This window comes from Nitrospira sp., from assembly GCA_024760545.1.
Lineage (GTDB): Bacteria > Nitrospirota > Nitrospiria > Nitrospirales > Nitrospiraceae > Nitrospira_D.
In genome coordinates this window covers 4,100,315-4,125,117 of record CP060501.1, presented here as the reverse complement: position 1 = coordinate 4,125,117, position 24,803 = coordinate 4,100,315, and the positions used below count along the sequence as shown (strand labels likewise).

At 55.6% G+C, this 24,803-nt stretch carries 35 protein-coding genes; 16 read left to right on the top strand and 19 right to left on the bottom strand.

Annotation, left to right across the window (positions count from 1 at the left end):
* Positions 1-227: 227 nt before the first annotated feature.
* Positions 228-1,010 carry a hypothetical protein gene (locus tag H8K03_19510; GenBank protein ID UVT19941.1) on the top strand — a complete coding sequence of 261 codons (783 nt, stop codon included), beginning with the start codon at positions 228-230 and terminating at the stop codon, positions 1,008-1,010.
* A gap of 30 nt (positions 1,011-1,040) precedes the next feature.
* Here H8K03_19510 and H8K03_19505 read toward each other — a convergent pair whose 3' ends face one another.
* Positions 1,041-1,592, bottom strand: a complete 552-nt coding sequence (locus H8K03_19505; protein ID UVT19940.1) for a DUF4124 domain-containing protein — start codon at positions 1,590-1,592, stop codon at positions 1,041-1,043.
* A gap of 110 nt (positions 1,593-1,702) precedes the next feature.
* On the opposite strand from H8K03_19505, the gene H8K03_19500 reads away from it, so the two are divergent.
* Positions 1,703-2,143, top strand: a complete 441-nt coding sequence (locus tag H8K03_19500) for a hypothetical protein (GenBank protein ID UVT19939.1) — start codon at positions 1,703-1,705, stop codon at positions 2,141-2,143.
* A gap of 17 nt (positions 2,144-2,160) precedes the next feature.
* Here the strand turns inward: H8K03_19500 and H8K03_19495 are convergent, their stop codons facing one another.
* Positions 2,161-2,394, bottom strand: a complete 234-nt coding sequence (locus H8K03_19495) for a DUF2007 domain-containing protein (GenBank protein ID UVT19938.1) — start codon at positions 2,392-2,394, stop codon at positions 2,161-2,163.
* An 85-nt stretch (positions 2,395-2,479) separates the two neighbouring features.
* Positions 2,480-2,764 (bottom strand): hypothetical protein, encoded by a 285-nt coding sequence (locus H8K03_19490; protein UVT19937.1) that lies wholly within the window; start codon positions 2,762-2,764, stop codon positions 2,480-2,482.
* Between the two features lie 69 nt (positions 2,765-2,833).
* Between H8K03_19490 and H8K03_19485 the strand changes: the two genes are divergently transcribed.
* Positions 2,834-3,571 (top strand): iron-containing redox enzyme family protein, encoded by a 738-nt coding sequence (locus H8K03_19485; protein ID UVT22549.1) that lies wholly within the window; start codon positions 2,834-2,836, stop codon positions 3,569-3,571.
* Complete coding sequence (locus H8K03_19480) at positions 3,568-4,452, top strand: formylglycine-generating enzyme family protein (protein UVT19936.1); 885 nt, start codon at positions 3,568-3,570, stop codon at positions 4,450-4,452. Before H8K03_19485 ends, H8K03_19480 begins: the two co-directional genes overlap by 4 nt.
* Before the next feature lie 55 nt (positions 4,453-4,507).
* Here H8K03_19480 and H8K03_19475 read toward each other — a convergent pair whose 3' ends face one another.
* The 3 genes from H8K03_19475 to H8K03_19465 form a co-directional block, all read right to left on the bottom strand.
* A complete protein-coding gene (locus tag H8K03_19475) occupies positions 4,508-5,209 on the bottom strand; it encodes a hypothetical protein (GenBank protein ID UVT19935.1) in 702 nt (233 codons plus the stop codon).
* On the bottom strand, positions 5,178-5,504 hold the full coding sequence (locus H8K03_19470; GenBank protein UVT19934.1) for a hypothetical protein: 327 nt from the start codon (positions 5,502-5,504) through the stop codon (positions 5,178-5,180). The genes H8K03_19475 and H8K03_19470 overlap by 32 nt, the downstream gene beginning before the upstream one ends.
* Positions 5,505-5,724: 220 nt before the next feature.
* Positions 5,725-5,949: a zinc ribbon domain-containing protein gene (locus tag H8K03_19465; protein UVT19933.1), complete on the bottom strand. Its 225-nt coding sequence runs from the start codon at positions 5,947-5,949 to the stop codon at positions 5,725-5,727.
* Between the two features lie 70 nt (positions 5,950-6,019).
* On the opposite strand from H8K03_19465, the gene H8K03_19460 reads away from it, so the two are divergent.
* The 4 genes from H8K03_19460 (at position 6,020) to H8K03_19445 (ending at position 8,137) form a co-directional block, all read left to right on the top strand.
* Complete coding sequence (locus H8K03_19460) at positions 6,020-6,292, top strand: hypothetical protein (protein ID UVT19932.1); 273 nt, start codon at positions 6,020-6,022, stop codon at positions 6,290-6,292.
* Positions 6,293-6,300: 8 nt separating this feature from the next.
* Positions 6,301-7,416, top strand: a complete 1,116-nt coding sequence (gene hemW, locus H8K03_19455) for a radical SAM family heme chaperone HemW (GenBank protein UVT19931.1) — start codon at positions 6,301-6,303, stop codon at positions 7,414-7,416.
* A 134-nt stretch (positions 7,417-7,550) separates the two neighbouring features.
* Positions 7,551-7,763 carry a hypothetical protein gene (locus H8K03_19450; protein ID UVT19930.1) on the top strand — a complete coding sequence of 71 codons (213 nt, stop codon included), beginning with the start codon at positions 7,551-7,553 and terminating at the stop codon, positions 7,761-7,763.
* 77 nt (positions 7,764-7,840) lie between these two features.
* Positions 7,841-8,137 (top strand): ATP-dependent Clp protease adaptor ClpS, encoded by a 297-nt coding sequence (locus H8K03_19445; protein ID UVT19929.1) that lies wholly within the window; start codon positions 7,841-7,843, stop codon positions 8,135-8,137.
* 12 nt (positions 8,138-8,149) lie between these two features.
* Here the strand turns inward: H8K03_19445 and H8K03_19440 are convergent, their stop codons facing one another.
* Entirely contained in the window at positions 8,150-8,485 is a 336-nt protein-coding gene (locus tag H8K03_19440) for a hypothetical protein (GenBank protein ID UVT19928.1), read from the bottom strand.
* A 246-nt stretch (positions 8,486-8,731) separates the two neighbouring features.
* Here H8K03_19440 and H8K03_19435 point away from each other — a divergent pair, with 246 nt between their 5' ends.
* Complete coding sequence (locus H8K03_19435) at positions 8,732-9,403, top strand: DUF3386 family protein (protein ID UVT19927.1); 672 nt, start codon at positions 8,732-8,734, stop codon at positions 9,401-9,403.
* A gap of 2 nt (positions 9,404-9,405) precedes the next feature.
* Complete coding sequence (locus H8K03_19430; protein UVT19926.1) at positions 9,406-9,861, top strand: DUF5069 domain-containing protein; 456 nt, start codon at positions 9,406-9,408, stop codon at positions 9,859-9,861.
* A gap of 36 nt (positions 9,862-9,897) precedes the next feature.
* Here the strand turns inward: H8K03_19430 and H8K03_19425 are convergent, their stop codons facing one another.
* The 12 genes from H8K03_19425 to H8K03_19370 all read right to left on the bottom strand — a co-directional run bounded on the left by H8K03_19425 (position 9,898) and on the right by H8K03_19370 (position 20,782).
* Positions 9,898-10,260: a hypothetical protein gene (locus tag H8K03_19425; protein UVT19925.1), complete on the bottom strand. Its 363-nt coding sequence runs from the start codon at positions 10,258-10,260 to the stop codon at positions 9,898-9,900.
* A 272-nt stretch (positions 10,261-10,532) separates the two neighbouring features.
* On the bottom strand, positions 10,533-10,997 hold the full coding sequence (locus H8K03_19420) for a hypothetical protein (GenBank protein ID UVT19924.1): 465 nt from the start codon (positions 10,995-10,997) through the stop codon (positions 10,533-10,535).
* A gap of 21 nt (positions 10,998-11,018) precedes the next feature.
* On the bottom strand, positions 11,019-11,645 hold the full coding sequence (locus tag H8K03_19415) for an NAD(P)H-binding protein (GenBank protein UVT19923.1): 627 nt from the start codon (positions 11,643-11,645) through the stop codon (positions 11,019-11,021).
* A gap of 242 nt (positions 11,646-11,887) precedes the next feature.
* Complete coding sequence (locus tag H8K03_19410; GenBank protein UVT19922.1) at positions 11,888-13,099, bottom strand: hypothetical protein; 1,212 nt, start codon at positions 13,097-13,099, stop codon at positions 11,888-11,890.
* Positions 13,100-13,630: 531 nt separating this feature from the next.
* Complete coding sequence (locus H8K03_19405; protein UVT19921.1) at positions 13,631-14,575, bottom strand: alpha/beta hydrolase; 945 nt, start codon at positions 14,573-14,575, stop codon at positions 13,631-13,633.
* A gap of 336 nt (positions 14,576-14,911) precedes the next feature.
* Entirely contained in the window at positions 14,912-15,880 is a 969-nt protein-coding gene (locus tag H8K03_19400; GenBank protein UVT19920.1) for a hypothetical protein, read from the bottom strand.
* Positions 15,881-16,097: 217 nt separating this feature from the next.
* Positions 16,098-16,871 (bottom strand): DsbA family protein, encoded by a 774-nt coding sequence (locus H8K03_19395; protein UVT19919.1) that lies wholly within the window; start codon positions 16,869-16,871, stop codon positions 16,098-16,100.
* Between the two features lie 100 nt (positions 16,872-16,971).
* Entirely contained in the window at positions 16,972-17,724 is a 753-nt protein-coding gene (locus H8K03_19390; GenBank protein UVT19918.1) for a TPM domain-containing protein, read from the bottom strand.
* Positions 17,721-18,347 carry a hypothetical protein gene (locus tag H8K03_19385; protein ID UVT19917.1) on the bottom strand — a complete coding sequence of 209 codons (627 nt, stop codon included), beginning with the start codon at positions 18,345-18,347 and terminating at the stop codon, positions 17,721-17,723. Before H8K03_19385 ends, H8K03_19390 begins: the two co-directional genes overlap by 4 nt.
* Positions 18,348-18,480: 133 nt before the next feature.
* Complete coding sequence (locus tag H8K03_19380; GenBank protein ID UVT19916.1) at positions 18,481-19,752, bottom strand: FAD-dependent monooxygenase; 1,272 nt, start codon at positions 19,750-19,752, stop codon at positions 18,481-18,483.
* Between the two features lie 92 nt (positions 19,753-19,844).
* A complete protein-coding gene (locus H8K03_19375) occupies positions 19,845-20,408 on the bottom strand; it encodes a phospholipase D family protein (GenBank protein ID UVT19915.1) in 564 nt (187 codons plus the stop codon).
* A complete protein-coding gene (locus H8K03_19370; GenBank protein UVT19914.1) occupies positions 20,405-20,782 on the bottom strand; it encodes a hypothetical protein in 378 nt (125 codons plus the stop codon). The genes H8K03_19375 and H8K03_19370 overlap by 4 nt, the downstream gene beginning before the upstream one ends.
* A gap of 203 nt (positions 20,783-20,985) precedes the next feature.
* On the opposite strand from H8K03_19370, the gene thiS reads away from it, so the two are divergent.
* From thiS to H8K03_19340, 6 genes are all read left to right on the top strand, one after another.
* On the top strand, positions 20,986-21,186 hold the full coding sequence (gene thiS / locus H8K03_19365; GenBank protein UVT19913.1) for a sulfur carrier protein ThiS: 201 nt from the start codon (positions 20,986-20,988) through the stop codon (positions 21,184-21,186).
* On the top strand, positions 21,183-22,112 hold the full coding sequence (gene cysK, locus H8K03_19360; protein UVT19912.1) for a cysteine synthase A: 930 nt from the start codon (positions 21,183-21,185) through the stop codon (positions 22,110-22,112). Before thiS ends, cysK begins: the two co-directional genes overlap by 4 nt.
* A 78-nt stretch (positions 22,113-22,190) precedes the next feature.
* On the top strand, positions 22,191-23,009 hold the full coding sequence (gene moeB / locus H8K03_19355; protein UVT19911.1) for a molybdopterin-synthase adenylyltransferase MoeB: 819 nt from the start codon (positions 22,191-22,193) through the stop codon (positions 23,007-23,009).
* Positions 23,010-23,030: 21 nt separating this feature from the next.
* Positions 23,031-24,281 (top strand): threonine synthase, encoded by a 1,251-nt coding sequence (locus tag H8K03_19350; protein ID UVT19910.1) that lies wholly within the window; start codon positions 23,031-23,033, stop codon positions 24,279-24,281.
* Entirely contained in the window at positions 24,278-24,550 is a 273-nt protein-coding gene (locus tag H8K03_19345; protein UVT19909.1) for a MoaD/ThiS family protein, read from the top strand. The genes H8K03_19350 and H8K03_19345 overlap by 4 nt, the downstream gene beginning before the upstream one ends.
* Positions 24,551-24,552: 2 nt before the next feature.
* On the top strand, positions 24,553-24,792 hold the full coding sequence (locus H8K03_19340; GenBank protein ID UVT19908.1) for an NIL domain-containing protein: 240 nt from the start codon (positions 24,553-24,555) through the stop codon (positions 24,790-24,792).
* Positions 24,793-24,803 lie beyond the last annotated feature (11 nt).

The window sequence follows — 24,803 nt, the reverse complement described above, 5'->3', positions numbered from 1 at the left end:
ACCCCCTTCTTTCACAATCAGATATTGCGCCTGATCCTACTGGAGCAAAGTGTTCCTGGCAAGTCTATCAACAGAGGTTTTACGGTGTAGCAGGCGCCGCTTTCCAGAGATATGTGATCGATGAGATAAGGTGTTCAGCACGCCAACGGCTCCGACAGTCGGCCACTCGTGAAGAAGCCAGACTGCAAATTGACACCTTTCGGCCGATCCGCATACCATGGGGAGCCATGTCAATTCCTCAGGTTGCCGCGAGAACTCTGGCGGCGTTGATCGTCCTTGGAATCCCTATCCTCCTTCCGGGCCTCTCTCATGCGGCGGCCTATTTCGAGGATGGCTTTTTAGGGCTCTCCCAGAAAGAACTGCACGACAAACTTGGCATGCCGCAGGCGGTACGGGACCGAAAATCCGCGCTGCGAGTCTTCACCTATTACCCGATCGCCGATTGGTCTAACTACTTCAGCAAGCTGGTCTCCCCAGAAAACGGTGAAGATGTGTACACCTACAAGCGTGAGGGCATCGATATCCGCTATTCCTTCAGCTACATAGTCGATCCGAACGATCACGAAGAAAACCGACCGTTGATCGTGCGGCTGGTGGACATCGAATTATCCCCGGCTGTGCCGATCAGCCGGCTCCCGGCCATCATCTCAGAGTTTCGTCCTTCGGCCGATGCAACCAGCCCTGCCTTTCGATCCAACATTTGGTTGTTGTTGTTCAAAGGCCAGCCCTCACCGGAAGCGCGTTTCATCGTGAGAGAACACGGCAAGGATCAGCTCGATTGGACCCTGTGCTTTCAATTATTCTCATTGCAAGGTCTTCCCGACCGGCTCACAACCGATGCCCTGATCGATCGTGTGGAAATCAGTGCGCAAAGCCTTGCCTTGGTGACGCAGCGCCAGCGGCACACCCATGAGCCCATGACCAATCCATATTCTGATCAATTCAACCAGCGACTAACTCCCGATAAACCGCGAGCCAGGCCTGTTCCCGTTCCAAAATATTCGGAATGATCGACAGTATTCTACTGGAAGTGATGGGACTTACTGCGGAACTTGTTGTAGGCGATCCAGTTGAGCTTGTCCCGATGCAGCGGCCTTCTTCTTCATGGTATCCATCGGACCCCCGTCGCTCGTATACATGAGCACGGGAGTGCCGATCGCAATGACGATCAGCAGACCCATGGCCAGCAACCGGATCATGGGACTGTTTTTGCTCAAATACATGATAATCAACAGGACCATCGCCGCAATACCGGCATAAGTCAGAATGGGCGACTGAGTCCAACTGGGATTCTTCATATCGACCGAAGGCAGCTGAAACCCGAAACCTTTGACCTGTTCTTTGACCGTATCCCGTACCGTATCCACCACTGAGGGCGACTTTTTCACCGGATCGGGACGCTCGTGAGTCTTGACCTTGGCGCGATACTTTTCAGGAATCGTCTCCGGTGAGTCGGTAAAGACCGGGGTCCCTTGATCATCGATGTAGGAATACACGGTGGCAGCGTGCACCTCGACGACGCCCCAGTGCCAGACGGCGAACGCAGCGGCCAAGCAGACCGAAATGACGCTCCGGTATTCTCGATACGACATAGCTGTCAGTATATCGTTTCGCCCGGCATTTGGAATTGATTACTGAAAACAGCCCATTCCTTGACTCCATCACACGCCGTTGTTAGCATGCGCCGCTTTCGCGAGACATCATGACCACCGACCTTCAGCCGGCTTTGCCCGAATCACAACCCGAAGAACCGTCGTTTATTCGCCGCCGCCCGGTGAGGATCATCATCTATGCCGGTCTCGCACTCTTTGTCCTCATGGCGGTGATTTGGCCGCTGATCGTTCAGCTTGGCGACCCTGACTTTCAGAAACACATCGAACAACACCGTGTCATGGTGGGCATGAGCAAGGAGCAGGTGCTGCAGTCCTGGGGTGGGCCACAGACGATCAATACCACCTTCACCAAAGACGGAATACGGCAAGAGGAATGGATCTTCGAGGATTGGGAAAGCGCGGCGGTCGTCCGTCACCGCTATCTCTATTTCGAAGAGGGAATCCTGATCGGCGGATGGTACGAAGGATCCGGCGAACGCCGCTCTCGCGACTTCCCGACCGAGAAACCCCACCCCAAAATCCAGCCGTAGGCTACCGGGCGGCAGCGTTAGGCCTGTGTCTCGCGAATGGAGAGCCGGAGCCGGCTCAACAACACTTCGGCACGAACCTGATCGGCCACATCGACCAAGATGCGGCTCACAAAGAACGGCATCCCCGGATACAAGCTGCTGACATGTTCACCATGGACGACGTATGCGATGCGGTTGCCGTCGAGCAAGCTTTTGATCATCGCGAGCTCGCCGACGTCCTGCGCGTTGGTGAGATGGATCATCCGCCGCATACGCCGCTTACTGCTCGCTCATGTATGCTTGAAACCCTTCCATTGATTGCACTTTGCCGCCCATCTCTTTACACTCAAAAAGATGTCACGGCGTTTCCGTGATTCGGGCACGCCGTTCCTGGCCTGGACCTCCCGAAATGGTGAGCACGCGTTTCCATTCACGGACTTGGTAGATCGCCCATGCGTTCGGCTGGCCCTTGAAGAAGGCGGTAGGATCTTCACCGCTGGCATTGAGGAAGATGGGTTCGGTAAACCCCTCTTCCAACACATAGTCGAGTAACGAATCGGTCGTAAAACCGGCCCCACGAAGGGTGACGTCGGCCAACACATTCAGGATTTCGTCGGGATTCTGTATCGTGATCGGGTTCATCGGCTGTTCCCTTCGACCCAAATTGTAACGACGCACGACCCAAGAAGGCAAGGTATCGTGTCCACGCGCATGAAGAAATCTGTGTTCCTTGAAGCGCTTCTCGATATCATGGACACCAAACATCACTGGGCCTGGGAGCATTTTTCTTCGGGCAGGCTCACCAAATCCCAGCTCAAGACTCACTTCCAGCACGAGTACGCCGTCTATGTTCGAGACTTTCCGGTCTACTTGGCGCGGATCCTGGGAAAGAACCCGCCCTTTCCGGTCCGTCACATGTTGGCCGAAAACATCTACGAGGAAGAGACCGGAGGTCTCTCGTTGGGGAAATCCCATCCTGAACTTTTCCTGACGATGATGGAAGGGTTGGGTTTCAGCCGTAAGGATTTCGAACGCGATCATCTCCTGCCCGCGGCCCGAATCTATCGAGCCTGGCTGGAGAGAATGTCCAACCACCGCCATTGGGTGTTTGCCGCTGCAACCTTGACGGTGTTCGTCGAAGGGAGTGTGAAGGATCGCCAAGAACTTCGTGCCCCGTCGAAGAAGAAAAGCGCCGAAGACATCGAATCCATCGTCGGCATTCACCCCCTCGTCCGTCATCATGGTGTTTCGTCCAACCGCATGGACCTGGTTCGAGCCCACCAACTGGTTGAAGCAGGACATCGATATGATGCGTATGACATGGTCGTGAACTACACACCGCCGGCGCTTCGACCATCGGTCCTGACGTGCGTCAAACGAAGCTTGTCGTTGTGGCTGACCTATCGCGATGCCGTCGCCAAGGTCTGCCGTCTCACAAAGCCCCAATGATAGGGTTTCTTGTCCGGTTGTGCGTGCTGTTGATCGCCGTCGGCCATCAACCGCCCGCTGACGGCGCAGAAATTCCGAGCGACATGGTCTTGATTCCTTCCGGAGAGTTTACGATGGGAACGCCCGAGGGGAGCGACGGCTTTCCTGACGAACACCCGGAACGTCGTGTCCTTCTCAGTGGGTACCTACTCGACCGTTACGAGGTGACCAACGAGGCCTATGCCGCATTCGTTCGAGGGACCGGTCATCGCGCTCCGGCGAACTCGAGCCAAGCCGCGACGCTTTGGGCACACGATCGGCCTATTCCCGGCATCGAAGACCATCCCGTCGTCAACGTGAGTTGGGAAGATGCCGACGCCTATTGTCATTGGGCCGGGAAACGCCTGCCCACTGAAGCCGAATGGGAAAAGGCGGCGCGCGGAACCGACGGCCGGCGATACCCCTGGGGAAACGACTGGGACTTTACACAAGCCAACAGCGCCAGCTATTGGGCACAACGAACGATCGAGTTCAACAGCGGAGCGGAATGGGACGCCTTCTGGATCAGGGGCGACGGAGCTCGTCTGGCCAAAGAAAAAGGCATACAGGGAGAAATCTTGACGATGCCGGTGGACCGCTTTCCCCAATCGGTCAGCCCTTACGGTGTATTCGGCATGGCCGGCAATGCAGCGGAATGGGTGCAGGACTGGTACGATCCGAACTATTACCGGAATGCGCCTCTGAGCGATCCTCAGGGTCCAAGTCGAGGGGCGATCAAAGCCATGCGCGGCGGGTCATGGCTGAAACCCGCGGCAAGCCTTCGAACAAGCGATCGTGATTGGGGAACGATGGACAGCCGCCCCAGTGGGACCGGGTTTCGCTGCGCCAACGACGCACACTAGCCGGCTATCCTTGTCTAGGGGCAACAGACCTTATCTTTCGCGAACATCAGGGCGCTTATGGTTTTCTGAATACAACCTCCACCTGCTCGACCCTCACCACGGGCATGATCAAACCAACGCCTTCCTCGTCGTGCGAGAAGTCGTAGATGATCGACTCGGAAGGACTCAAAGCACCGGCCATTACGACAATCACTTCCACCTTCTCATGTCCGGCGAGGCGCCTGCGGATGAGATCAGCGAGTGTGTTGTCCGGTCGTACCCGCAGATTGCTCGGCAACTCCTCGGGCTTGAATCGGACCATCCCCCAACCTGTTGCATTGAACTCAGGCCCGACCGCCACCGAATACCCCTTGGTCTCCGGATCGAATTGCGACAATTCTCCGGTCCACACAAATGCCACATGCCGGTTGAGAGCCGGATTCCCTTCGCGAGCTGCATCCCGCTCACGATTCAGGTTGAAGAGCCGATCGTCATGGCCTGGATCATGGTGGCCGGAGCCATACACCGCGGCCCAGTCGGGAGGCGCCCCTTCCAACGCCGTCAGAAACGCCTCAATGGCGCTCCGTTCGATCAAGAGATGAGTACCCGATGGTAAGAGAGAATCAAGCTGCGCCAAGGGAATCATCTTCAGGGGATGAAGTCCCGCCGCATCTTCCGATCGTACTCCAGCCGGCGCAAGGATCAGATCAGACAAGCACAGGAGCGAAAGCAGGGGGGCGAGGAGCCTACTCAACAGGAGCGCGAGCAAGCAGTTCATCGTAAGAGGCCCTCAGGGCCATGACGCCCGCGTGTTCGTCGGTGAGCACCCCGGTCTCGACAAGGACCCCAAGTCGAGGGGCGGGATTCAGTCGCCGAAGGCCGGATTGAGTCAGGCCATCCGTGGTCAGCGCCTTGCCATAGATGCCGAGCCACGATTCCGTCACAGCGCGCAATCCCGCGTCCGCCGATTTCATGCGGCCCAATCGTACTTGTTGCAGCAGCTTGATCAGAGGATCGGACTGCAAAATAGTCGAGATCGCCTGTTGCAGCGCCTGTTCACCCGCCATGCTCATGGATGGTTCAGCCCACATTGTTCATAGCGGTTCGCAACGAAACCGCCAAGGCGCCACGCGAGACGGGCACGCGGAGTCGCAAGGAAGGGAGGCATACTTGAAACAGTATGTCGACCGCCCGAGCGGCGAGCCTGCCCGCTTGGCCGTGAGCTTGCGCGCGGCCAAGCCTGTCGCAGCGGCGTCTTGACGGTTGCAGTAGAAGCGCGCATGAATAATGTGGCTAGTTCATCGAGCAGGCGCCGGGTCCTCGGGGATCACCGCAACTGCCGCAGGCACCTGACCCGCCTGATGAAGCCCAGCCAGCCGTGGCCCCCACTCCAAAGGAGGAAAACTGCTTGTCGAGCTCGGTGGCCTTGCATTTGGGGCAGACTGCCGCCGTCGATCCATGGGTCAGCAACTCAAAACGATGATTGCATTCACGGCACACATATTCGAAGATAGGCATAGGTCACGACTCCTTAGTGTGAGCCCGTATTATAAAATCACACCGGCTGAATGGCAACGACAGGAACTCTATGTATCAAGAAGAAAAATCTTTCGTCCTTCGCTTCTCACTCGAAGCTTCGTTCCCTGACGATTATGCCGGCGACGAGGATGCGCACAGCTGGGTGCGCGAGTGGGAAGCTCGCATCAAACCGCAACTGATCAAGACCGTCTTTGAATCGCTCCGTCAGCAGGGAGGGTGGGCTTCCCACATCCGCAACCGAGGGGTGTCCCCGACAGATGAGATCGAGGTTGTCTTGACGAGAGATTTTTCCAAGCCTCTTCCATTGTCATTCGAACGATGACAGCCCCAGTGGATATCGGCCTGTATATTCATGTCCCCTTCTGTCGCCGTCGGTGCCATTTCTGCGCCTTCTACCTGGAGATCGCTCAATCCGATCGTATGGCCCGATTTCGTTCCGCCCTCGTCCAAGAGATGGCGCTCTATCGCCGGCAAGAGTTTCTGAACGGTCGATCCCTGCACAGTATCTATTTCGGCGGCGGGACGCCGACGTCCCTTCCCGCCGATCACCTGGCCGCGCTTCTGAATCTGATTCGAGACACATGGCCGACCAGTCCGATAGCGGAAATCACAGTGGAAGCTCATCCATCTACCGTCACTGTCGAAGATCTTTCGGTCTTAGCTGATGCCGGATTCAATCGGATCAGTCTCGGGGCGGAATCGATGAACGACCAGGATTTTGCGCCCATTGGACGCTTTGGACGGGTTCAGGACACGGCAACTGCCGTTCAGGCCGCGCGCCGCGCCGGGTTTACAAATGTCAACCTCGATCTGATGTACGGGTTACCGGGTCAGTCATTGACGGATTGGACGAATACGTTGGAATCGCTCCTGACGCTTGAACCATCGCATATCTCTTGTTACTCGCTTACGGTTGAAGACGGTACACGGCTCGCACATGACGTGGCGCGAAACCTCATCGTGCCCGCCGATGATGCGCTTCAAACCGACATGGAGTCCGCGGCAGAAGGCCTCCTCACTGAGGCAGGATTTTCGCGCTATGAGATTTCCAACTATGCCAAGCCCGGATTCGCCTGCCGGCACAATTTGCTGTACTGGACCGGTGGTGACTATCTGGGACTTGGCCCAAGCGCTCAGTCCTATCTCGATGGAACCAGATTTGGGAACGTTGCGGATCTCGAAGCCTATGCGGACATGCTGAGCACCCAGTGTCCGCCGATAACGGATCGCACACCGCTTTCGACCTCCGAGCGCCAGCGAGACGCCCTGGTATTCGGGCTGCGCCTCCTTCGCGGTGTCCCACAAAGGACAATTCAACAGGCAGAGCGAGATCTTCAGATCGACGAACTTGTGGAGTCCGGATTGCTCAACTCGGATCGGGATCGAGTTTGGCTCACTCCCTTGGGACGGCACTATGCCGATACCGTGGCGGAGAAACTCTTTTGAGTGAGTCAGGGCCAGACGCATCATGAGTCCGGCAAGGTTATCCTGATTGTACCGTCTCACATGAACGAGCGCTTCCCGGATTGACAAGACGCTCGCAACCGGAGGACACTAACAGAAGTTTCGGAGAGCACGTCATGCCGGTAAATATGGATCCGACGAAGAAACGTCGCCGCTCTCATCCGGCTACATTGCCGGCTCCTGCGGATACGCCCACGAGCGCGGCATCGAGCCCACCAGCCCAAACGTTTGGCGCAGAAACTGCCGAGGATCGAGAGAAAGAATTAGCCGACGCCGAATTGAAAAACCTATGGGACGCGACCGAAGTGATCGATATGGACAAGGTGTAGAAATCCGGTTTACTGATTCGCGATCGAACAGCTTAAAAAGGAACCCTTTCCATCGGATCTGCTAGAATTTCTGTTCGATGCCGACACCCTCCACACCACAGACGATTCCGGGAACCAGTGAAGATGTGCAAATCGGCTTGGACGTCGGATTCGAGTCGCGCGTGGTCGTGTACAACTGCGATTGTCACACCTACCAACAAGTCATCGAGCTCTTTTGCCGGTTCATTCCCGGCATGACTTCCACCAAAGCATTTGAATTGGCTTGGCGTATCGATCACGACGGAGAGGCGATCGTCTTCGCCGGGTCGACGGAACAGGCGAATGATATTGCGGCAAAACTCGCAGGGGGAGGGTTAAGAGTGGTTGTGCAGTAGTCTAATCGTCCTTCACTTATGCTTGGATGTGCCTTTAGCTGCTTTGACCGGCTTTTTATGGGCTGGTTTCGCTGGAACCGTCTTCGCATTCTTCACCGCCGCCGAAGCGGTCGATTTCGCCTTTTTGTCCAGAGCCTTGGACTTGCTCCCATGTGAGTTCTTAACGGGAGCCATATACATGGACGTTTTGTTGACCTTTGCCAGCTGATCTCCACTGAGCACGCGAACTTGATAGAGCTCGAACAGTTTACTGATGGCTTTCGTGTCGCCTCGCCTTGCCGCATTCAACAATTTACGGCGTTGGTTCATCTCCTCTTCTTCGGTATGCGAAGCAGCTCGTCGTTCCATGCCCACCCTTTCTCAAAGACTCACGGCTGATCGGGGCTACAAGGTCTCAACATCCCGACCTAAAAATTGTCGAAGTATATCAGAACTATAAAGTTTTTTGAATATCGAATGTATGGCCTGTCCGCAATGCGTCCTCACGCTTTTGAGGGCGAGATGCCGACGAATCAAGGGGATTTCACTATTGAGCAATACCGCGGGCCTCGGTATAACTATACCAGTCTGGTACATTCTCTAAGAGGAGCCATCATGGAACATACGCAAGAAGCATCGACCATAACCGATGACCCGCAAGCTCGTTCGGTCCTGCGCCGAGCATTCGAATCGACCGCCCGGTGGCCGAAGGATTTTCAGGGATTCACGGCAGATCTCACGGTGAATGTGAACGGGAAAGAAACCAGCGGCTCGGTGCTCGTCAAGAGTCCCCGCGAAGTCTCCGTTCAGTTGACCGACGGTGAAACACAAAAGTGGGCGCAAGAGCAGCTGGGCATGATCGCAGTCCATCGTGGGCCGCGGAGCTTCGAAGAATCCGACGGGAAGTATTCGCTCACGATGGAGGAAGATGGCCATCCATTCGGCGCCAAGCTGAACATCCATGGCTCCAATTCCTTTTACCGCGTTAAGGACAATCGCATCACACAGATCAATCGAAAAATGGCCCATCCGGGCATGAATCCGTTTGCGTTTACGATCAATGTTGAAGAAAGTTCGGTCACGCAGGATCAGAAGAATCTCACTACCAAATACACGGTGTATTACTATTCACCCACCGACGGCAAATTGACCAATGTCGAAAGCTTCACCGACAGCCATGTCCGCGTCGGCGCATGCGATCTGCCGGCGACAAGACGGATTATCTCCTACGAGCAGGGGCAGGTCGTGGTCAAACACCTGACGTTCAAGAACCACAAGTTGCTCTGATTATGGATCTGCGGAAAAACTTCCCCCGCAGCATGCGATTCAGGCTGGCGGGCTATGCCCATCTCGCGCGCATGATCGACAAGTGTCGCGCCGTGCTTGCCGGCACCGAAGGCGAATACATCTATCCCTGCCCGATGGACGAACGGCTGATGGAGTTTGCGGGAATCACCAGCGGGCAATTCACGGACGCTGTCCAGGCCAATCCTGCCGATGAAGGAGTCGTGGGATGGTTTGAACGGCAGGCACGGCCGCGTACGGCCGCCGAGTTGGAAGAATGGAATCAGAAGCTGCTGAACCGCGGACCGAGTTCTCCTGCGAGTGCAGCACGGTTCAAAAAATACCTTGCCGCCATCGATCCATCCCGGACCGACATCACTGCTTGGTCGGACTTACAAGACTTGGAGGAAGGACGGGCCGTTCCTAGACAGAATCCGCTAGATCAATCTGCCGTTCGGTAGCGTTTTCTTACATTGACGAGAGAACCGTCATTTCTCCTAATTCCAAAACCGCCACCACGGCTTGCGGAACGGCGCAGCCTCAACGGATAAGGCCGGTATCTCGGCGGGGAGCTGCTGCATATCCTGGCTCCGAACTGGTAGCCCATCCTGAGTAAGCGGGATCAAAGCCACCACCCGCTGTTTGAACTGCTCTACCAACTCCGGCTCGAAGTTGAACTGTTCACCCAACTGCCGGCGAGCGGCGAACTCTACCAGTATGTCGGATGGGACCCACTGGTCGGACACCATCAATGACTTGGCTAGCTCCTCCTCACCATGTGGCTGAAAGTTACAGTGAGGGCAGGACGTCCATGCGCCAGCCTTCATCCGTCCGCATTCAAGACAAACCGCCACAGTCATCGACCTCTCCTCAACCCTGCAGGAACGCGAACAAACCTTCATATGTTATTGCTAGCAAGTTCGATGCTATGGCGTCAGAATCTTTCACAGCGAGCATCCCCAAATGAATTCGGCGGTGCTGGCTTGAGTTAGACCCTTACAGAGATTTTAATTGAATCAGATTTGATTCACTCTTGGATCGAAAAAGATACAGAATGGTAGGGGCTTCTGAGGCGAAAGTCATCACATCGCTTTCAGGAGATGAGCGCCGCGTATTTGTTTTTGCCGCTCGATCACTCGATTTTTTCCCAGAAGCGGCGCCGGTTTGGGATGTTCGGAAACACAAGCTGCCCCTCGTGGATCGTAAACGGCTGAGCGATGTGCTCTTGTCCTTCTAATAGCAGTTCAAGAATCTTCCCTTCGCTTCTCCACACACCAGGCGTCATCGGCGAGCGGCTGGAAGCCGTCACGATCCAGTTCTCCAACGTACCGTCGGCATGTAAGACCAAATGTTCGTCCTTTGGCTGTTCGAACACGATGGTCGTCTTGCGCCAGTGCCCCACGAGGATGCGCGCGTTCTCAGACAGTGGAGTGCTCGACTGTGGGGCTTCAGGCGCAACCGGTGCCTGAACCATCAGAACCGGCGCCCCTTCCGAAATCGGTTCAACCTCTGCTGCTCGCGCAGAAACAGCGTCTCCCGTGATCACCAATGCCGCCACGAACGACATGATGCATACCCGTTTGGTGTTTGACTTCATGACAGAACCTCCTGATCGACGTCAGTACGTAAGCGCCACGTACTTGCCAAGGCAAGTCGGGTGTTCCGCCTGCGCTACCATGAAGTGCGCCACATCAGATCGGGAAATAGCCCCGATCCGCATCCCTTCGACCAGCTCATCCAGTACGCGATAACGGCCCGTCATTGTGCCGTTGGTTAACCGGCCCGGCCGCACAATTTCCCAGCGTGGATAGGCCTCGGCAATCAGCCGCTCCTGTTCGCTCTTGTCCGCATAGACTGTCTTGAGCAACAGTGTGAACAGGATCCTCATCGGGAGAGCGTTGTAGCTCCAGCTATCGCCTGCACCGAACCCGGTGAGCACGAGAAGCGTTGCGGAAGAACCGGTCTCCTGTAATGCCTGAAGTAAGAGGCGCGCCGAGTCGGAGAACATCGTTGTGGGGAAAGGACTTTTTGTGCCGAGTGTCACGTGGATAACCTCGGCTCCCGCCACTACAGCCCTGACGTCATTGAGGTTCGTCGCACTGCCCTGCACCCTTCTTAGATTGGGGTGATCTGGGAGTGGAACGACCCGCCGCGACAAGGTGCTCACTTCATGGCCCTTCTGAAGGGCGAGACGCGTCACCTCAAGCCCGATACCGGCCGAGGCACCGATAATGGCGATCTTCATGTGCCTATTCCCTTAGCTCTTGATCTCCACGAAGGAAGGACAGCTGGGCACATTCTACGTTTTCGAGAGAGGCAGGTCTATGGCAACGTGGGCACTCTATTCACGATGCAGAAGTTTGGCCGGAGCCTCATGAACAATACTGAGTCACTCCTCTAGAATGGCTTCATGCAGTTCCAGTGGGACCGAGAGAAGGCTTTGCGTAACACAACGCAGCATCGACCATCCCGACGGACTGAAAGGCGCTACCGTGGCGCACCCGGTTTCGCTGTCACAGCGCTCGTCGGCTTTAGTCCAAGGATCGTCACTTTGTGACGGCGGTTGTGTCCGGGATCATTATCCTTGTCATGCAGGACTGAAGAAAGCGTATAACTCAATCTTCCCGTAGAGACGGCAGGGTCCTTCACATATTCCCATCTATCTATCCAAATCCCGATCTCCTTAACATTTTCATCATTACACGGGTAACGCAACTCCCAACCCGTCAGCATCGGTATGGCGTAATCGAATGGGACATTCTCAATGACAAAGTCTTCGGCCTGCACACCATGAAAGTCGCCCTGAGGAATGCAGGCATCTCCGCTAGGACTCTGAAGCGGCAGAATCGAAAAAGGAGGTTGCCGTGCTCCAACATCACTCCCACCTACGGCAGAGACCATTTCGCCGAATAGATATTCCCTTCTCAGACTATTGTCCTTGAGAATGCCATAGGTGTTCCAACTTACAAAACGCGCGTCCAAGGTGCTGGCGGGAGTCGGCAACGGAGCGGGAATCTCGTCAAATGCCTTTTTATATTTCTTGCCGTACTCAGCAAAGGCTTCACTGTGATCCAAACTGTATGCCAGTTGCAGCAACTTGTGGTCGTTGGTCCAACTGAATCCAAACCCGCGTGGGAGAATGGCAACGGGCCCGTTTGGAGGAAAGTCGGGGTTCTGGAGAAACGAACTAAACGAGGAAAGAGCCGTGTAGGTTTCTCTGTTATCGGCGAAATAGAAGTTGTCCGAGGCGCCGGTCCCCGGCTGACAGAAATTGTCGGTGTCGTCGTGGTTCACGAGCACATTAAGCGCCGTGTCGTTCCAGGCGATGACGGTATAGTGGTAGGTCCACGCGTACGCTTCAGCGGCATCATTGTCGCTGAGGATACCCATTGCATTCCATGTCAGCTTCTTGCCCTCAAGTCTGACCCTACCGACTAACGTTGCAAGCCCGACGACATGCTGGTCGTCAGGACCACGGTAACTCAAGTTCCAACCGTTAAGAAAAACGGTGGCCTTATTTGCGTAGTCCGGAATATCTACACTGTGCTCGACCCGCATGAAAGCTCCGTGATCGAGTGTCGCAGTGCCGGTCCCATTCATCACTTTGATAATCCCCAGATTTTCAAGTCCGACGGACGGAAATGTCTGAACCGACGGAGTCAGCGGAAGCTCATCGAATGTTTTACAAAACCCAAGCACATGTCGGCCTGTATATGAACACGAGGCTGAAATTGTCGCTATGAAAACAATACCAGTGATCCAAAAGCTCCGACTAAATGATGAATTATTTGTGTCCATCACACTTACCACTCACTGCACGGCCGTTGCAGCCATGACACGAAGCGCCCCGCGGCGATATGTACTCAGCGATCCGGCATTTCGATGCTGACATGCAATCGCACTCCTCACAACTAGGGCACCTACTGGTTCTCAGCGACAACCTTACTAGAATGTACTTACTTCATCATGGCCGCTTAGTTTCGCTTCGCCTTAATCTGTTGACCGATCGCGATCTGTGAGCGTAGTTCAATGTGCTGTTCGAACGGCCATCGTTCACCGAGAGAGGCAGGTCTATGGCAAGGTGGAGAGCGAGTAGTCAGCGCCAGCTGTCGTCTGCGAGCGCCTGTCCGATATTGAGTTCGTTACCGTTTGGATCTGCGATTCGAAAATCTTGCATCCCGTAGGAGCGATCGCCGATCGGAACAACGATCTTGGCCCCAGCCTGCTGGATTACTTGCCGGCATGGGTCAAGATGAATTTCCTGACTTCCATTTGAATAGCCGGCTGCTCGACCGCAAGCAGAAGATGGCCTCCCCGATCGAAGGCAACCAAGCGGGCCCCGGGGATATTGGCCAGCGCGTACTCTGCGTTTCGAAAGAGCTGAAGACTGTCGTCCTTTGCGTGCAAGATGAGTGTCGGAGCGCGGATGGCGTGCACCCGCGCATTCGGCATCGCTGCCTTGTTGTCAAACACGACCCCAGCATATCGTGGAGTGACCGGTGCCATGCAATCGATTACCTGATTGACCAAGGTGCGCTGGTCGGTTGAGAAATTCGCGATCACGCTTTCACTGGCACCCATCAAGCGCATCAGGCGCTTGCGCAGAAACTTCCTGACAAGCCAGTAGAGTACATCGAACTTGAAAATCATCGTCAGCGCCTCCCCCTTTTGACTTGCCTCGACCTGTCCCGCATCCAACGAAGACGCAACCCCGCAGGACAGTAGCGTAAGCGAGGAGACCCGCTCAGGGTACAGTGCCGCGAACAGCAGCGCCGACGGACCACCGTGCGAGAGTGCCAGGACGGCAACCTTATGCAGGCCAAGACTATCGAGAAGGTGGGCATAGGCCTCAGCTTGGTCGTCAAACGTCGCGCCTTGATGGAATGTCGAGCGCAGGTATCCAAAGCGAGACGGCGCTATCCATTCGAAGTGTTCGTCTAGGAGGGCCTTTGCGATGAGCTCACCTTGGTCGTACCCTCCTCCGCTTCCGTGGATAACCAGGACAGGAACCCCGTTGCCTTCGCACTTGAATTCAATATTTCCCGGCGGCGACGGTAAGATCCTGCTGTTGCCGGCGATCCGTGCGTACGCGCGTCTAGTATCAACGCCGAACCACAGCACGATGCCGACACCGATAACCAACGTACAGAAGAAAAGCCAGAACAAGGAGGACATGGTAGATGTGTATAGCTAGTACCTGGCTTGTGCAGCCCAAGATCGGCTGAGTGAGCCGTTAATGAGTCAGGGTCTGTTCTTTTTTTTCGCGAACGGTATGATCTTGAGTTTGGCTGAGAGCCAGATTCTTCTCAATGATGGCCTATCACCGTGGTAGATCCATCTTCCTAGTGCTAGGAGTGAGTACGCCGCCTGGGATCATCAGAATTCCGATCCACTCTCGAGCCGAAGGGCCTTCATCAAGTGCTCGGAAGTAATGACTAAGTGGCTCACGTCGCCGTTGCACGTTACTCCGTGTCGATAGCGCGCACAGTCGTGTGCAGGAAAACAGATGCCCTAGAATCGATCAAACGTCATCACCTTGCGGTCGATGCGGTATTTAATCCTCGCCTGACATCCGGCGATCACGGTCGTCTGGTCAAACGGCCCTGATGCCTTCTCATCCAAGACAAAGTTAAACACCTGTTTCTTCGGTCCCGGCACTAACGGAGTTGATGAACGACGTAACGGGTTGAAGCCCAAATCAGGGATGGGATCACGCTCAACAAATTGCATGCTTGGCTCAACGAGAGTCGACTGCGCGCTGACTCCCCGGTGGCCCCACGAGAACTGCCTGATCACCTTTTCCCCGTGTTTGGCGACGACAAATTTGGCCTCTCTCCTCCGTCCGTCAGGCGAGTCCCAGCGCAAGGTGATGTCATTTTTCCCATGGAGATCACAAGCGGAAAGCATAGCGAACCTCAACTGACTGAGCGAGACGTCGTAGAGCGGGATGATCGTGAGATCTTTACCGGATGAGAAAGATTGCCCATTCGGAACCAGCTCGCGCACCGTGATATCGAGATGCATAGATCGAGGCTTACCGTCCCCTTCGGCCTCATGATACAGAAGGGTCAGACCGGTGGCGGGATTATAGGTCTTCGTCTGGCGCTGGGTTTGGGCAGGAGAGATATATGCGACGCTGATCTCGACGGGGACCGTCACCGGAAGGTTCGGGGCGATGCGGAGGTTCACGGAGACGCTCTTCGACGTCACCTGGATCGCGTTTCGGACAGTGGCGAGACTCGCTGTCGGCGCGGTCACATGTACGGTGGCGTTGGGTTCAACAAGCCCCGGCAGGCCCCCTCGTCCCTGATTGTCGACACCTTCTGCCGTCTGACCTATCTCTTCATGGCTCGTGTCAGCAGTGGCCGGCGGTGCCGGTTCTTCCGCGAAGGCCATCGAGAGGCTGCACAGAAATGTGGTGCAGCACAACCACGCCGCGCCAACCAGCATCCCATGCCGACAGCGAACGATGTCGATCATTGAGGACTCCCCGGTTGATATTTCCGTCCCTCAAGTTACCCTCGTCTCTCGTTGTAAGCCGGAGGCTCACTTTCTAGGATCCTGTTGGTCTCGGCAAGAGACTATACACGCCCACGCGCGCGCACATTCTCGGCCGGTTCGCGGCCGTCGTCAAGCGCCGCGAGGTGACTGCCAGTCCATATTGGTTTCGTTTGGCCGGCTTTGATTTCCGCATTCGTCATTTTCCATATCCCGCCCGAGCAATTAATTCTTTCAGTCCATTCAAATCCAGTGCTCCAGGCACCAGTTCGGTTCCCACGATGAAGCCGGGGGTGCCCGAGATGCCGAGCTCGTTAGCGAGCGCTCGATTCTTCTCGATGACAGCCTGCCACTTTGGGTCGGCCATGTCAGCCTCCAGACGTTTGGCGTCGAGGCCAACGCGAATGGCAATCTTCAAGATCGCTTCCTTGGTCATATCGGCATGAGACGCAAGCAACGCTTCATGGAATGCCTGGTGCTTGCCTTGCGCCTGAGACGCGAGCGCGGCCTTGGCCGCAAGCTCCGACGGCTCGCCCAATATTGGGAAGTCCTTATAAACCACCCGCACACGGCGATCTTCCTTCTGAAGTTCCGTAACAGCCGAAGCCGCTTTCTTGCAGTAGCCGCAGCGGTAGTCGTAAAACTCCACCACGGTAATCTCGCCTTTCGCATTTCCACTGACCGGTGATGTCGGATCGTGCAGCAGCTCCTTTTGTTTCGCCGCGACAGCTGTTTTTTGACGCTCTTGCAGTTCAGCCTGCCGCTTGGCTTCCATGGCTTGCAGCGATTGGACGATCACTTCCGGGTGGGTGCGAATGTAGCGTTCGATCGCGGCATCGGTGATGTCTTGAGAGGGAGTTGAAGCGGTCTTACTTTCATGGGCCGTGGTTGCACAGCCTGATATGAATAGAGATAGGATTGCAACGACGCTCAGCGTCGACTGGAACCGGCTCCAGATACAGGTACTGTTCATTGCTGAATCTCCACTATGGTTAGAAAATTGAGAACCGGCAGTATGGGACACTGCACAGATGAGTCGCACCAAATCCGTGGGTCAGTTTCGCTTCTCTCCGCTATCTCCACCCCTCCCCACTCGTGCCGCCGCCAAAGCCGCCCCAGTTCCCTCCGAATCCGCCTTGACCCGTTCCCCAATATTCACCATTTTGAATGCGCCTGTAGGGGTGCCGCAGATCCGGCCGGCTGATCCACCAGAAAAATGAAATGATCGCAATGGTGGTGCCGAGCGTAATCCAAACCCCAAGGCCTCGAAACCGAGTCCTTGTTGGGGCATCGAACCTCACCTCTTGCGCAGGTGTGGCCAGCGCAACAGCTGATCGGTACAGACCTTCACCAAAATGCCCGCGCTCAATCGCAGGTTGAAGATAGATTCGGCTGACCTCACTCCTGACAGTTGGTGTGATCACCGGAAACATTTTTCGCCCTAAGGCCATCGCCGCCTGTCGTTCCTGCACGGCGACCAGCACCATCACCCCATGTTCCTGCTGCGTGGAGCCGATTTGCCATTTTTCATACAGCGCGTCCGCGTATTCCTTGGCCGATGGATACGGTTTAATCGTGGGCACCGTCACGATGACCATTTCCACGCCGCTTTTCTTTTCAAGGTCTATGCAGACGGACCTAATGCGTTCCTTCCATTCTGCCTCCACCACTTGCGCATGATCGCTGACATATCCGATGGGACTGGGAAGAGGCACACGCTCTTTGGGCCGATCGTACAATGACGCGTGAGCGGCTGCCGCCCACAGCACGACGATCGAACTCAGCACAGTCACACTGGCAAGTCGTCGGCCGGATCGAAGCATCATCGCTTGATACACTCTTCTGTGGAGTGTACGAGTCGAGTCAGAGTGTCGAGGTATCGGTCCATGAGTCTTGGAATCTCCTTCTGGCCTGGAGAAATGTGCCCACGCTTGAGTGATAGCGCGTCATGAAGCCCCGCAAGATCGATCTTCAAGTAGGACTCGAGGTCCTTCAGGAGAGGCTCTCCGTGGGCAAGAACCGGACGCCCCAGCAATCGTTGCAGACCCCGCAGTGCCGGAAGGAGTGCCGTAACGGACAGCGGCAAGAGAATGATAATGGCTTCTTCTGAACTTTGTCCTTCGACGAGCCGCTGGCGGAGACGGAGGAGATTGCCTCGTAACGCCTGTATGACTTGAGCAGCCAAATACCGAGGGTCAATTTTGAGGCCGACGAAAGGATCTTGCCCCCAGATCAGCCGATGGCATTCGAGAATATCTTGATATTCGAGAGGGAATGCGGATGAACCGGATTGGAGGTCGTCTGCCGTCAGAAACAACGGAACAACCACTTGCTCTTTGCTCCAGCGTTTGTGAATGGCGTTATATTTTTTCAAGACAGCAAGATCGTAAGACGACATCACCAACAGCACATTGAGGTTGGAACGCCCCGGCAGGAATTCTCCTCGCACCGCGCTACCATATAAGATGATCCCTTCTACTTCATTTCCATATGCTTTTGTGACATCATTTATGTAAGACTTTAATAATTTTTGAGTCTCATCGGGCAAGCCGTCTATAGTCCAGTCTATCGGGGACATGATCCTACTGCATGCCTCCCGCTGCGATGTGGCGAGCTGACGGATCCGGCAGGAATCCAGCCGCCATGATCCGATCAAGAGGACTAAATGGAGGGGTCTTGCGGAGTCCCGCCGTGGTGCACAGGACACGATAGCGCAGGCGCGCGTTGTGATCGAGCGTGCGAAAGACCCGATCGCGGAGAAACGCGATGGCCGGATTCGCCGTGTTCCAAAATAACACTTGTTCGTCGGCCAACTTCTGCAGCATCGTGACGTGAGGCCGACGCGCGTGTTCGTACGCCTTCAGCGTCCCGGCGGAATAATCGTTCTTTGCCAGACACTCAGGTAAGAGGTCTGCCAGTGTCATCGCATCCACCATAGCCTGCATGCGTCCTTGCGAGGCATGCGGATTCATGGCATGCGCTGCATCCCCGATCAGCACCGCCCCGTCGGCCACCCATGTCGGAGTGCGGACACGCCCGGTCGGCATAAAGGCAGTTTGCTTCCAATCGGCTAATGTCCGAAATATTGCCTCGCTGGACGGATCGATCCCGATCCAGGCCTCTTGTAGGGCTGGAATGCCTCCCTCCTTCAAACGGTCGTATGACCCTGCGTTGATCATATAGAACGCATAGACTTTGTTCCCCGCGGCGGGAAACATGCCGAGGATCGTCCGCTTGCCGACGAAATACTTGGCTTCATTCAGAGGAACCGCGGCTTCCAACATGGCAATCAGGTACCCTTGCGGGTAGAGATGGAGATCGGCTGGGATCTGCAAGGCTTCGCGAACTTTTGAGAACGCCCCATCGGCACCTACCACCACCTTCGCTTTCACGGTTACGTGGTCGTCTCCCTGCTGGGCCGTCAGCCCGACAACCCGGCCATTCTCACGAAGCAACTCCATAAAGGTCGTGCGGTACCGTAGCGAGACGGAGGATTCGCTCTCGATCGCGTTCAGAATCGAATGGTGAGCCACATTGGGCAATGTCACCACGGCCCGATTGTAGGGTGGTGGAAGATCCCCATAGTCCACGGTGCACAGCCGCTCGCCGCCGACGCGGCAGAAATGAAACTTATGCACGATGCGCGTGGACTCCACCGGCAATCGGCCCAGCAATCCCAAGCGATCGAGAACTTGCTGTCCGTTCGGTTGCAAGATTTCCCCTCGCAAGCCCTGTGGAGGTCCAGGCGCTTGTTCGAAAACAATCGTTTTGATTCCCTTCTGGGCTAGTGCCAGGGCAAGCACTGCCCCACCCCCACCTGCTCCAACCACCGCAATATCCGTTTCCTCAACCATTGCTCCTCATATCTATACCCACTCGACTATGCATCCGAGCGGCAACCAAGATTGCGCCTTCTTTCCAAAGTCTCAAGACTGTGACTCTCTCGCTATTTCCACTCTGTGAATCGCTCCTGGTCTGTCCAGAGCGAGAGAAACTTTTCACGGGCTTTGACGGTAATCGCATGGTCTCGAATAATATCCACCCGCTCATCATTGTAACGGTTTCCACTGGTGGTCTGATTCATGGATCCGTTGGTATTGACCTCGTCATCGACGACGACCTGTTTCAAATGCATAAGACCGTCATGTCGATTGATTTTGATCGGAATGCCGGCTTCCCGCAACGTTGAAAGAGCCGTCTGCTGCTTCATATCCTGAAGCCGATCGCGATCCGAGAGGATACGCACATCAACACCGCGTTTTTTGGCTTCGACCAGCGCCTTCACCGAGAGAGGCGATGTCAAACCGTACGCGGCCACGAAGATGTACCGCTTGGCACGATCATAAATCTTCACGACGCGTTCGAGCGGTTTATCCTCGGGGGAATACCAGACGTCCACCGACGCAGCTGAGACGTCGCAACGCGACCCCATCAGGACCATTACTGCGCAGGCAAGCCAGAGACCGACACAAAGCCGATTGCCGAACCGGGACTGAGCGGGCCGGGTCATTCCAGCTCGAAGAGATCGCGGAAGTGGTCTTCCGAAGATTCCCAGGCCTGTGGCGCTTGAACCTGGAGCCATTGTCGGAGAAATTGCTTTTGCTCCTGCGTGAGCAGCTGCTTGATCTGATGAGACCGTCCTTGGAGGGGTTGAAGAAGACTCACCTGCTTCCCGACATCCAGCATCGCTGTCCGGACATACAGATTCGTAAAAGCATCCGGCTTGTCCTCCGTCCCCTCGCCTTGAACCCAGACGGAAAGAAACTTGTCCAAGACGAGGCCGGCGCTATCCAGAGCCGGTTCTGTGTCATGGAACAGTTCATTCTCAGACTCAGGTAAAGGAGTAGATTCTGCAGCGCGAAAGAGGAAATTCTTTTTCCACATCCCATCATCCTTACCAGCGGCATAGTGGCGACGAGGCGGTTCAAAGTCAAGTCACTCTCGCTCGAGTCACGATCATCCATGGATTTGCTGAATCCAATCCAAGATCCTTGCCTCTCATGAACACAGGGAGCATCCTTGACAAGCGGAGCGCGCCTTTGTTACTTTGAAAATTCTTCAATCTATAAGCCAACTTGGGAGAATTTGTGCAGGTCAAGATCAATGGAAAGCCTGAGGAGATCCAGAGCGGAACCGTTCTCGATCTGTTGCAAACCAAGAACATCGAGCCGCATATGGTCGCCGTAGAAGTCAACGACAAGGTGCTGGAACGTGACCATTTTCCCACGACCCACCTCAATGAAGGTGATCAGATAGAGTTTCTCTTCTATATGGGAGGGGGTCGGTGAGCACGACCTTGCACAAGGACATCACTGAACTGATCGGCAAGACCCCGCTTGTCCGGCTCAACCGCCTGACAAACACGGGCTCAGCCACGATCTATGGGAAAGTGGAGTTTTTCAATCCCGCCGGCAGCGTCAAGGATCGGATCTGCCTCAACATGATCGACGAGGCGGAACGCCAAGGGAAGCTCAAGCCGGGCGGAACCATTGTCGAACCAACCAGCGGAAACACGGGTATCGGCCTGGCCTTGGTCGCTGCCGTGCGCGGGTACAAGTTGATCCTCGTCATGCCGGAAAGCATGAGCATGGAACGGGCCAGCTTGCTGTCCTCGTATGGGGCCCAGTTGGTCTTGACCCCGGCCTGGGAAGGTATGAAAGGATCGATCAAGGAAGCGGAAAGCATCCTGGCCCAGAATCCGTCGTATTTCATGCCTGACCAATTCTCGAACCCGGCCAACCCCGCAATGCATAGGATGACGACGGCGTTGGAAATTTGGGATGCGCTCGAAGGAAAGATCGATGCCTTCGTGGCCGCCGTAGGAACCGGTGGAACCATCACAGGATGCGGCGAAGTGTTCAAGGAAAGGAATCCACACGTACAAATCATCGCGGTTGAACCGGCCGGCTCACCAGTGTTGTCCGGCGGTGATCCCGGCCCTCACAAGATTCAAGGGATCGGCGCGGGATTTATTCCGAAGGTGCTCAATCGAAAAATTCTCGATCGCGTGATCATTGTCACGGATGACGAGGCCTATCAAACCGCGAAACAGCTGTCGAGGAAAGAAGGCCTGCTGGTCGGCATCTCAGCCGGCGCGAATGTCTTTGCCGCCCAAAAGGTCGCCGAAGAACTGGGTCCCGGTAAGAATGTCGTCACAGTGCTCTGCGATACCGGCGAACGGTATATCAGCATAGAAAAGTATTTCAATATCTAGTGCGTGAAGCGCACCTCGTGAAGCGTATCTCGTCCGGAAGTTCAGACGCTTCACGTTTCACGAACGACGAGCGACGCAATGGATTTCACTGAAGAACAGATCAACCGTTACAGCCGGCATATTCTGTTGCCCGAAGTCGGTGGCAAGGGGCAGAAGAAGATCGCCAAATCCAGGATTCTCCTGGTCGGCGCCGGTGGTCTGGGCTCACCGGCAGCTTTGTATTTAGCCGCGGCTGGAGTCGGCACGATCGGGTTGATCGACAGTGATGTCGTGGACCTGACAAACCTCCAACGTCAGATTCTTCACCATACGCCCGACATCGGCCGTCCCAAGGTCGTGTCAGGCAAAGAAAAGATCCAAGCGCTGAACCCCGACGTGTCGGTGTCGATGTATGAAGAACGTCTCACGGCCGGAAATGCGCTCAAGATCTTCGCCGATTACGATGTCGTGATCGATGGTGTCGACAACTTTACGGCGAAGTTTCTGATCAACGACGCCTGTTTCTTCGCGGGAAAACCGCTGGTCCACGGAGGCATTCTTCGATTCGACGGGCGTGTCACGACCATCATCCCAAAGAAATCGGCCTGCTATCGTTGCGTGTTCAAAGCGCCTCCCCCGCCGGGGTTGGTGGCTTCCTGCCAGGAAGCGGGAGTCATCGGTGTGCTGGCGGGTATCATCGGAACGATTCAGGCAACCGAGGCGCTGAAGCTCGTGCTGGGCATCGGACGACCGCTGACGGATCGCTTGCTCGACTTCGACGCCCGTAAGACACTGTTTCGAGAGATCAAAGTCCGCCGGAACCCGAGCTGTGCGCTCTGCGGGGAGCATCCGACGATCACTGAGCTGTTCGATGACGGGGACCCCTATGCCGGATGTGCCGAACGTTCATCCGCATAGCGTTGAAAAGGTGGTGAGCCGATGAGCAAAATGAAAGCGCTGGTCTGTCGCGAGTGCGGCAAGGAATACCCGACAAAAGCCATCCACGTCTGCGAGATGTGCTTCGGCCCGCTTGAAGTGAAGTACAACTACGACGAAATCAAGAAAACCATTTCTCGCAAGAAGATCGAGGACGGCCCACGCAGCATGTGGCGTTACATCGATCTGCTGCCGGTGGAGGGAACGAATTTTGTCGGCCCGCACGCCGGGCTCACTCCGCTCGTGCGCGCCAAAAATCTCGGCGCCTATCTCGGACTCGACGAGCTGTACATCAAGAACGACACGGTAAATCATCCGACCCTCTCGTTTAAGGATCGCGTCGTCGCCGTGGCCCTCACACGCGCGCGCGAGCTAGGCTTCGAAACCGTGGCTTGCGCATCGACGGGCAACTTGGCGAACTCGGTGGCCGCCCACGCAGCCTCCGCCAATCTTCACTGCTACGTGTTCATCCCCGGCGACCTTGAAGCCGCGAAGGTGCTCGGCAATCTGATCTATAAACCGCACGTCGTCGAGATAGAGGGCAACTATGACGATGTCAACCGCCTCTGCAGCGAGATCGCCGCTGAACATGGCTGGGCCTTCGTGAATATCAACATTCGCCCATATTATGCGGAAGGCTCGAAGACGCTCGCCTTTGAGACTGTGGAGCAACTTGGATGGAGAACGCCCGATCAAGTCGTCATTCCCATGGCATCAGGCTCTCTGTTGACCAAGATTTGGAAGGGGTTGCACGAAATGAAAGCCTTGGGCCTGATCGACGCCGTTCACACAAAGATCAACGGCGCCCAAGCGGAAGGCTGCTCGCCGATTTCCACCGCATTCAAGGCGGGGCGCGACTTCTTCAAACCGGTGAAACCGCAGACGATTGCCAAGTCCCTTGCCATCGGCAATCCCGCCGATGGGTACTATGCGCTCAAGGCCACCACCGAGAGTCATGGATCCATGGACATGGTGACGGATGCAGAAGTGGTAGAAGGGATCCAGCTGCTGGCCCAAACCGAAGGCATCTTCGCGGAGACAGCCGGAGGCGTGACAATCGGTGTGCTCAAGAAGCTCGTCAAGCAAGGAGTGATCAAGAAAGATGAAGTGACGGTGGCTTACGTCACCGGCAACGGCCTGAAGACCCAGGAAGCAGTGATCGATTCCGTCGGTCGCCCGGTACGCATCCAACCCAGCCTGGTGGCCTTCGAAAAGACATTCAAAATGGGAAAGAACGGTGGTGGTGACGCATGATCAAAGTTCGTATTCCGACTCCCCTTCGTCCCCTGACCAAAGGCCAGGGTGAGGTCGAGACCAAAGCCGGCAGCGTGGTAGAGCTGATTGAGGTGTTGAATAGCGCACATCCCGGCATCAAAGATCGCCTGTGCGATGAAACGGGAGAGCTCCGTCGCTTCGTGAACATTTATGTCAACGAAGAAGACATTCGTTTCCTCAAAGGGAAAGACACCTCCCTCAAGGATGGCGATGAGGTTTCCATCGTTCCGGCGATCGCGGGAGGATAGCCATGGCACATTTTCGCTTCCATATTCGTTTTCCCGAAGACAAGATTCGGGAGCCGATTATTTATCAGATCGGACGTGAATATAACGTCGTGACCGATGTCAGACGAGCCGATGTCCGCGACACGACAGGCTGGGCGGATGTGGAATTTACCGGTGACACGATGGAGATTGAACGGGCGGTCGCCGGGTTACGCGCCAAAGGCTGTGTCGTCGATCCGATTGAATTGAACGTGGTGGAATGACAGAACGTGAC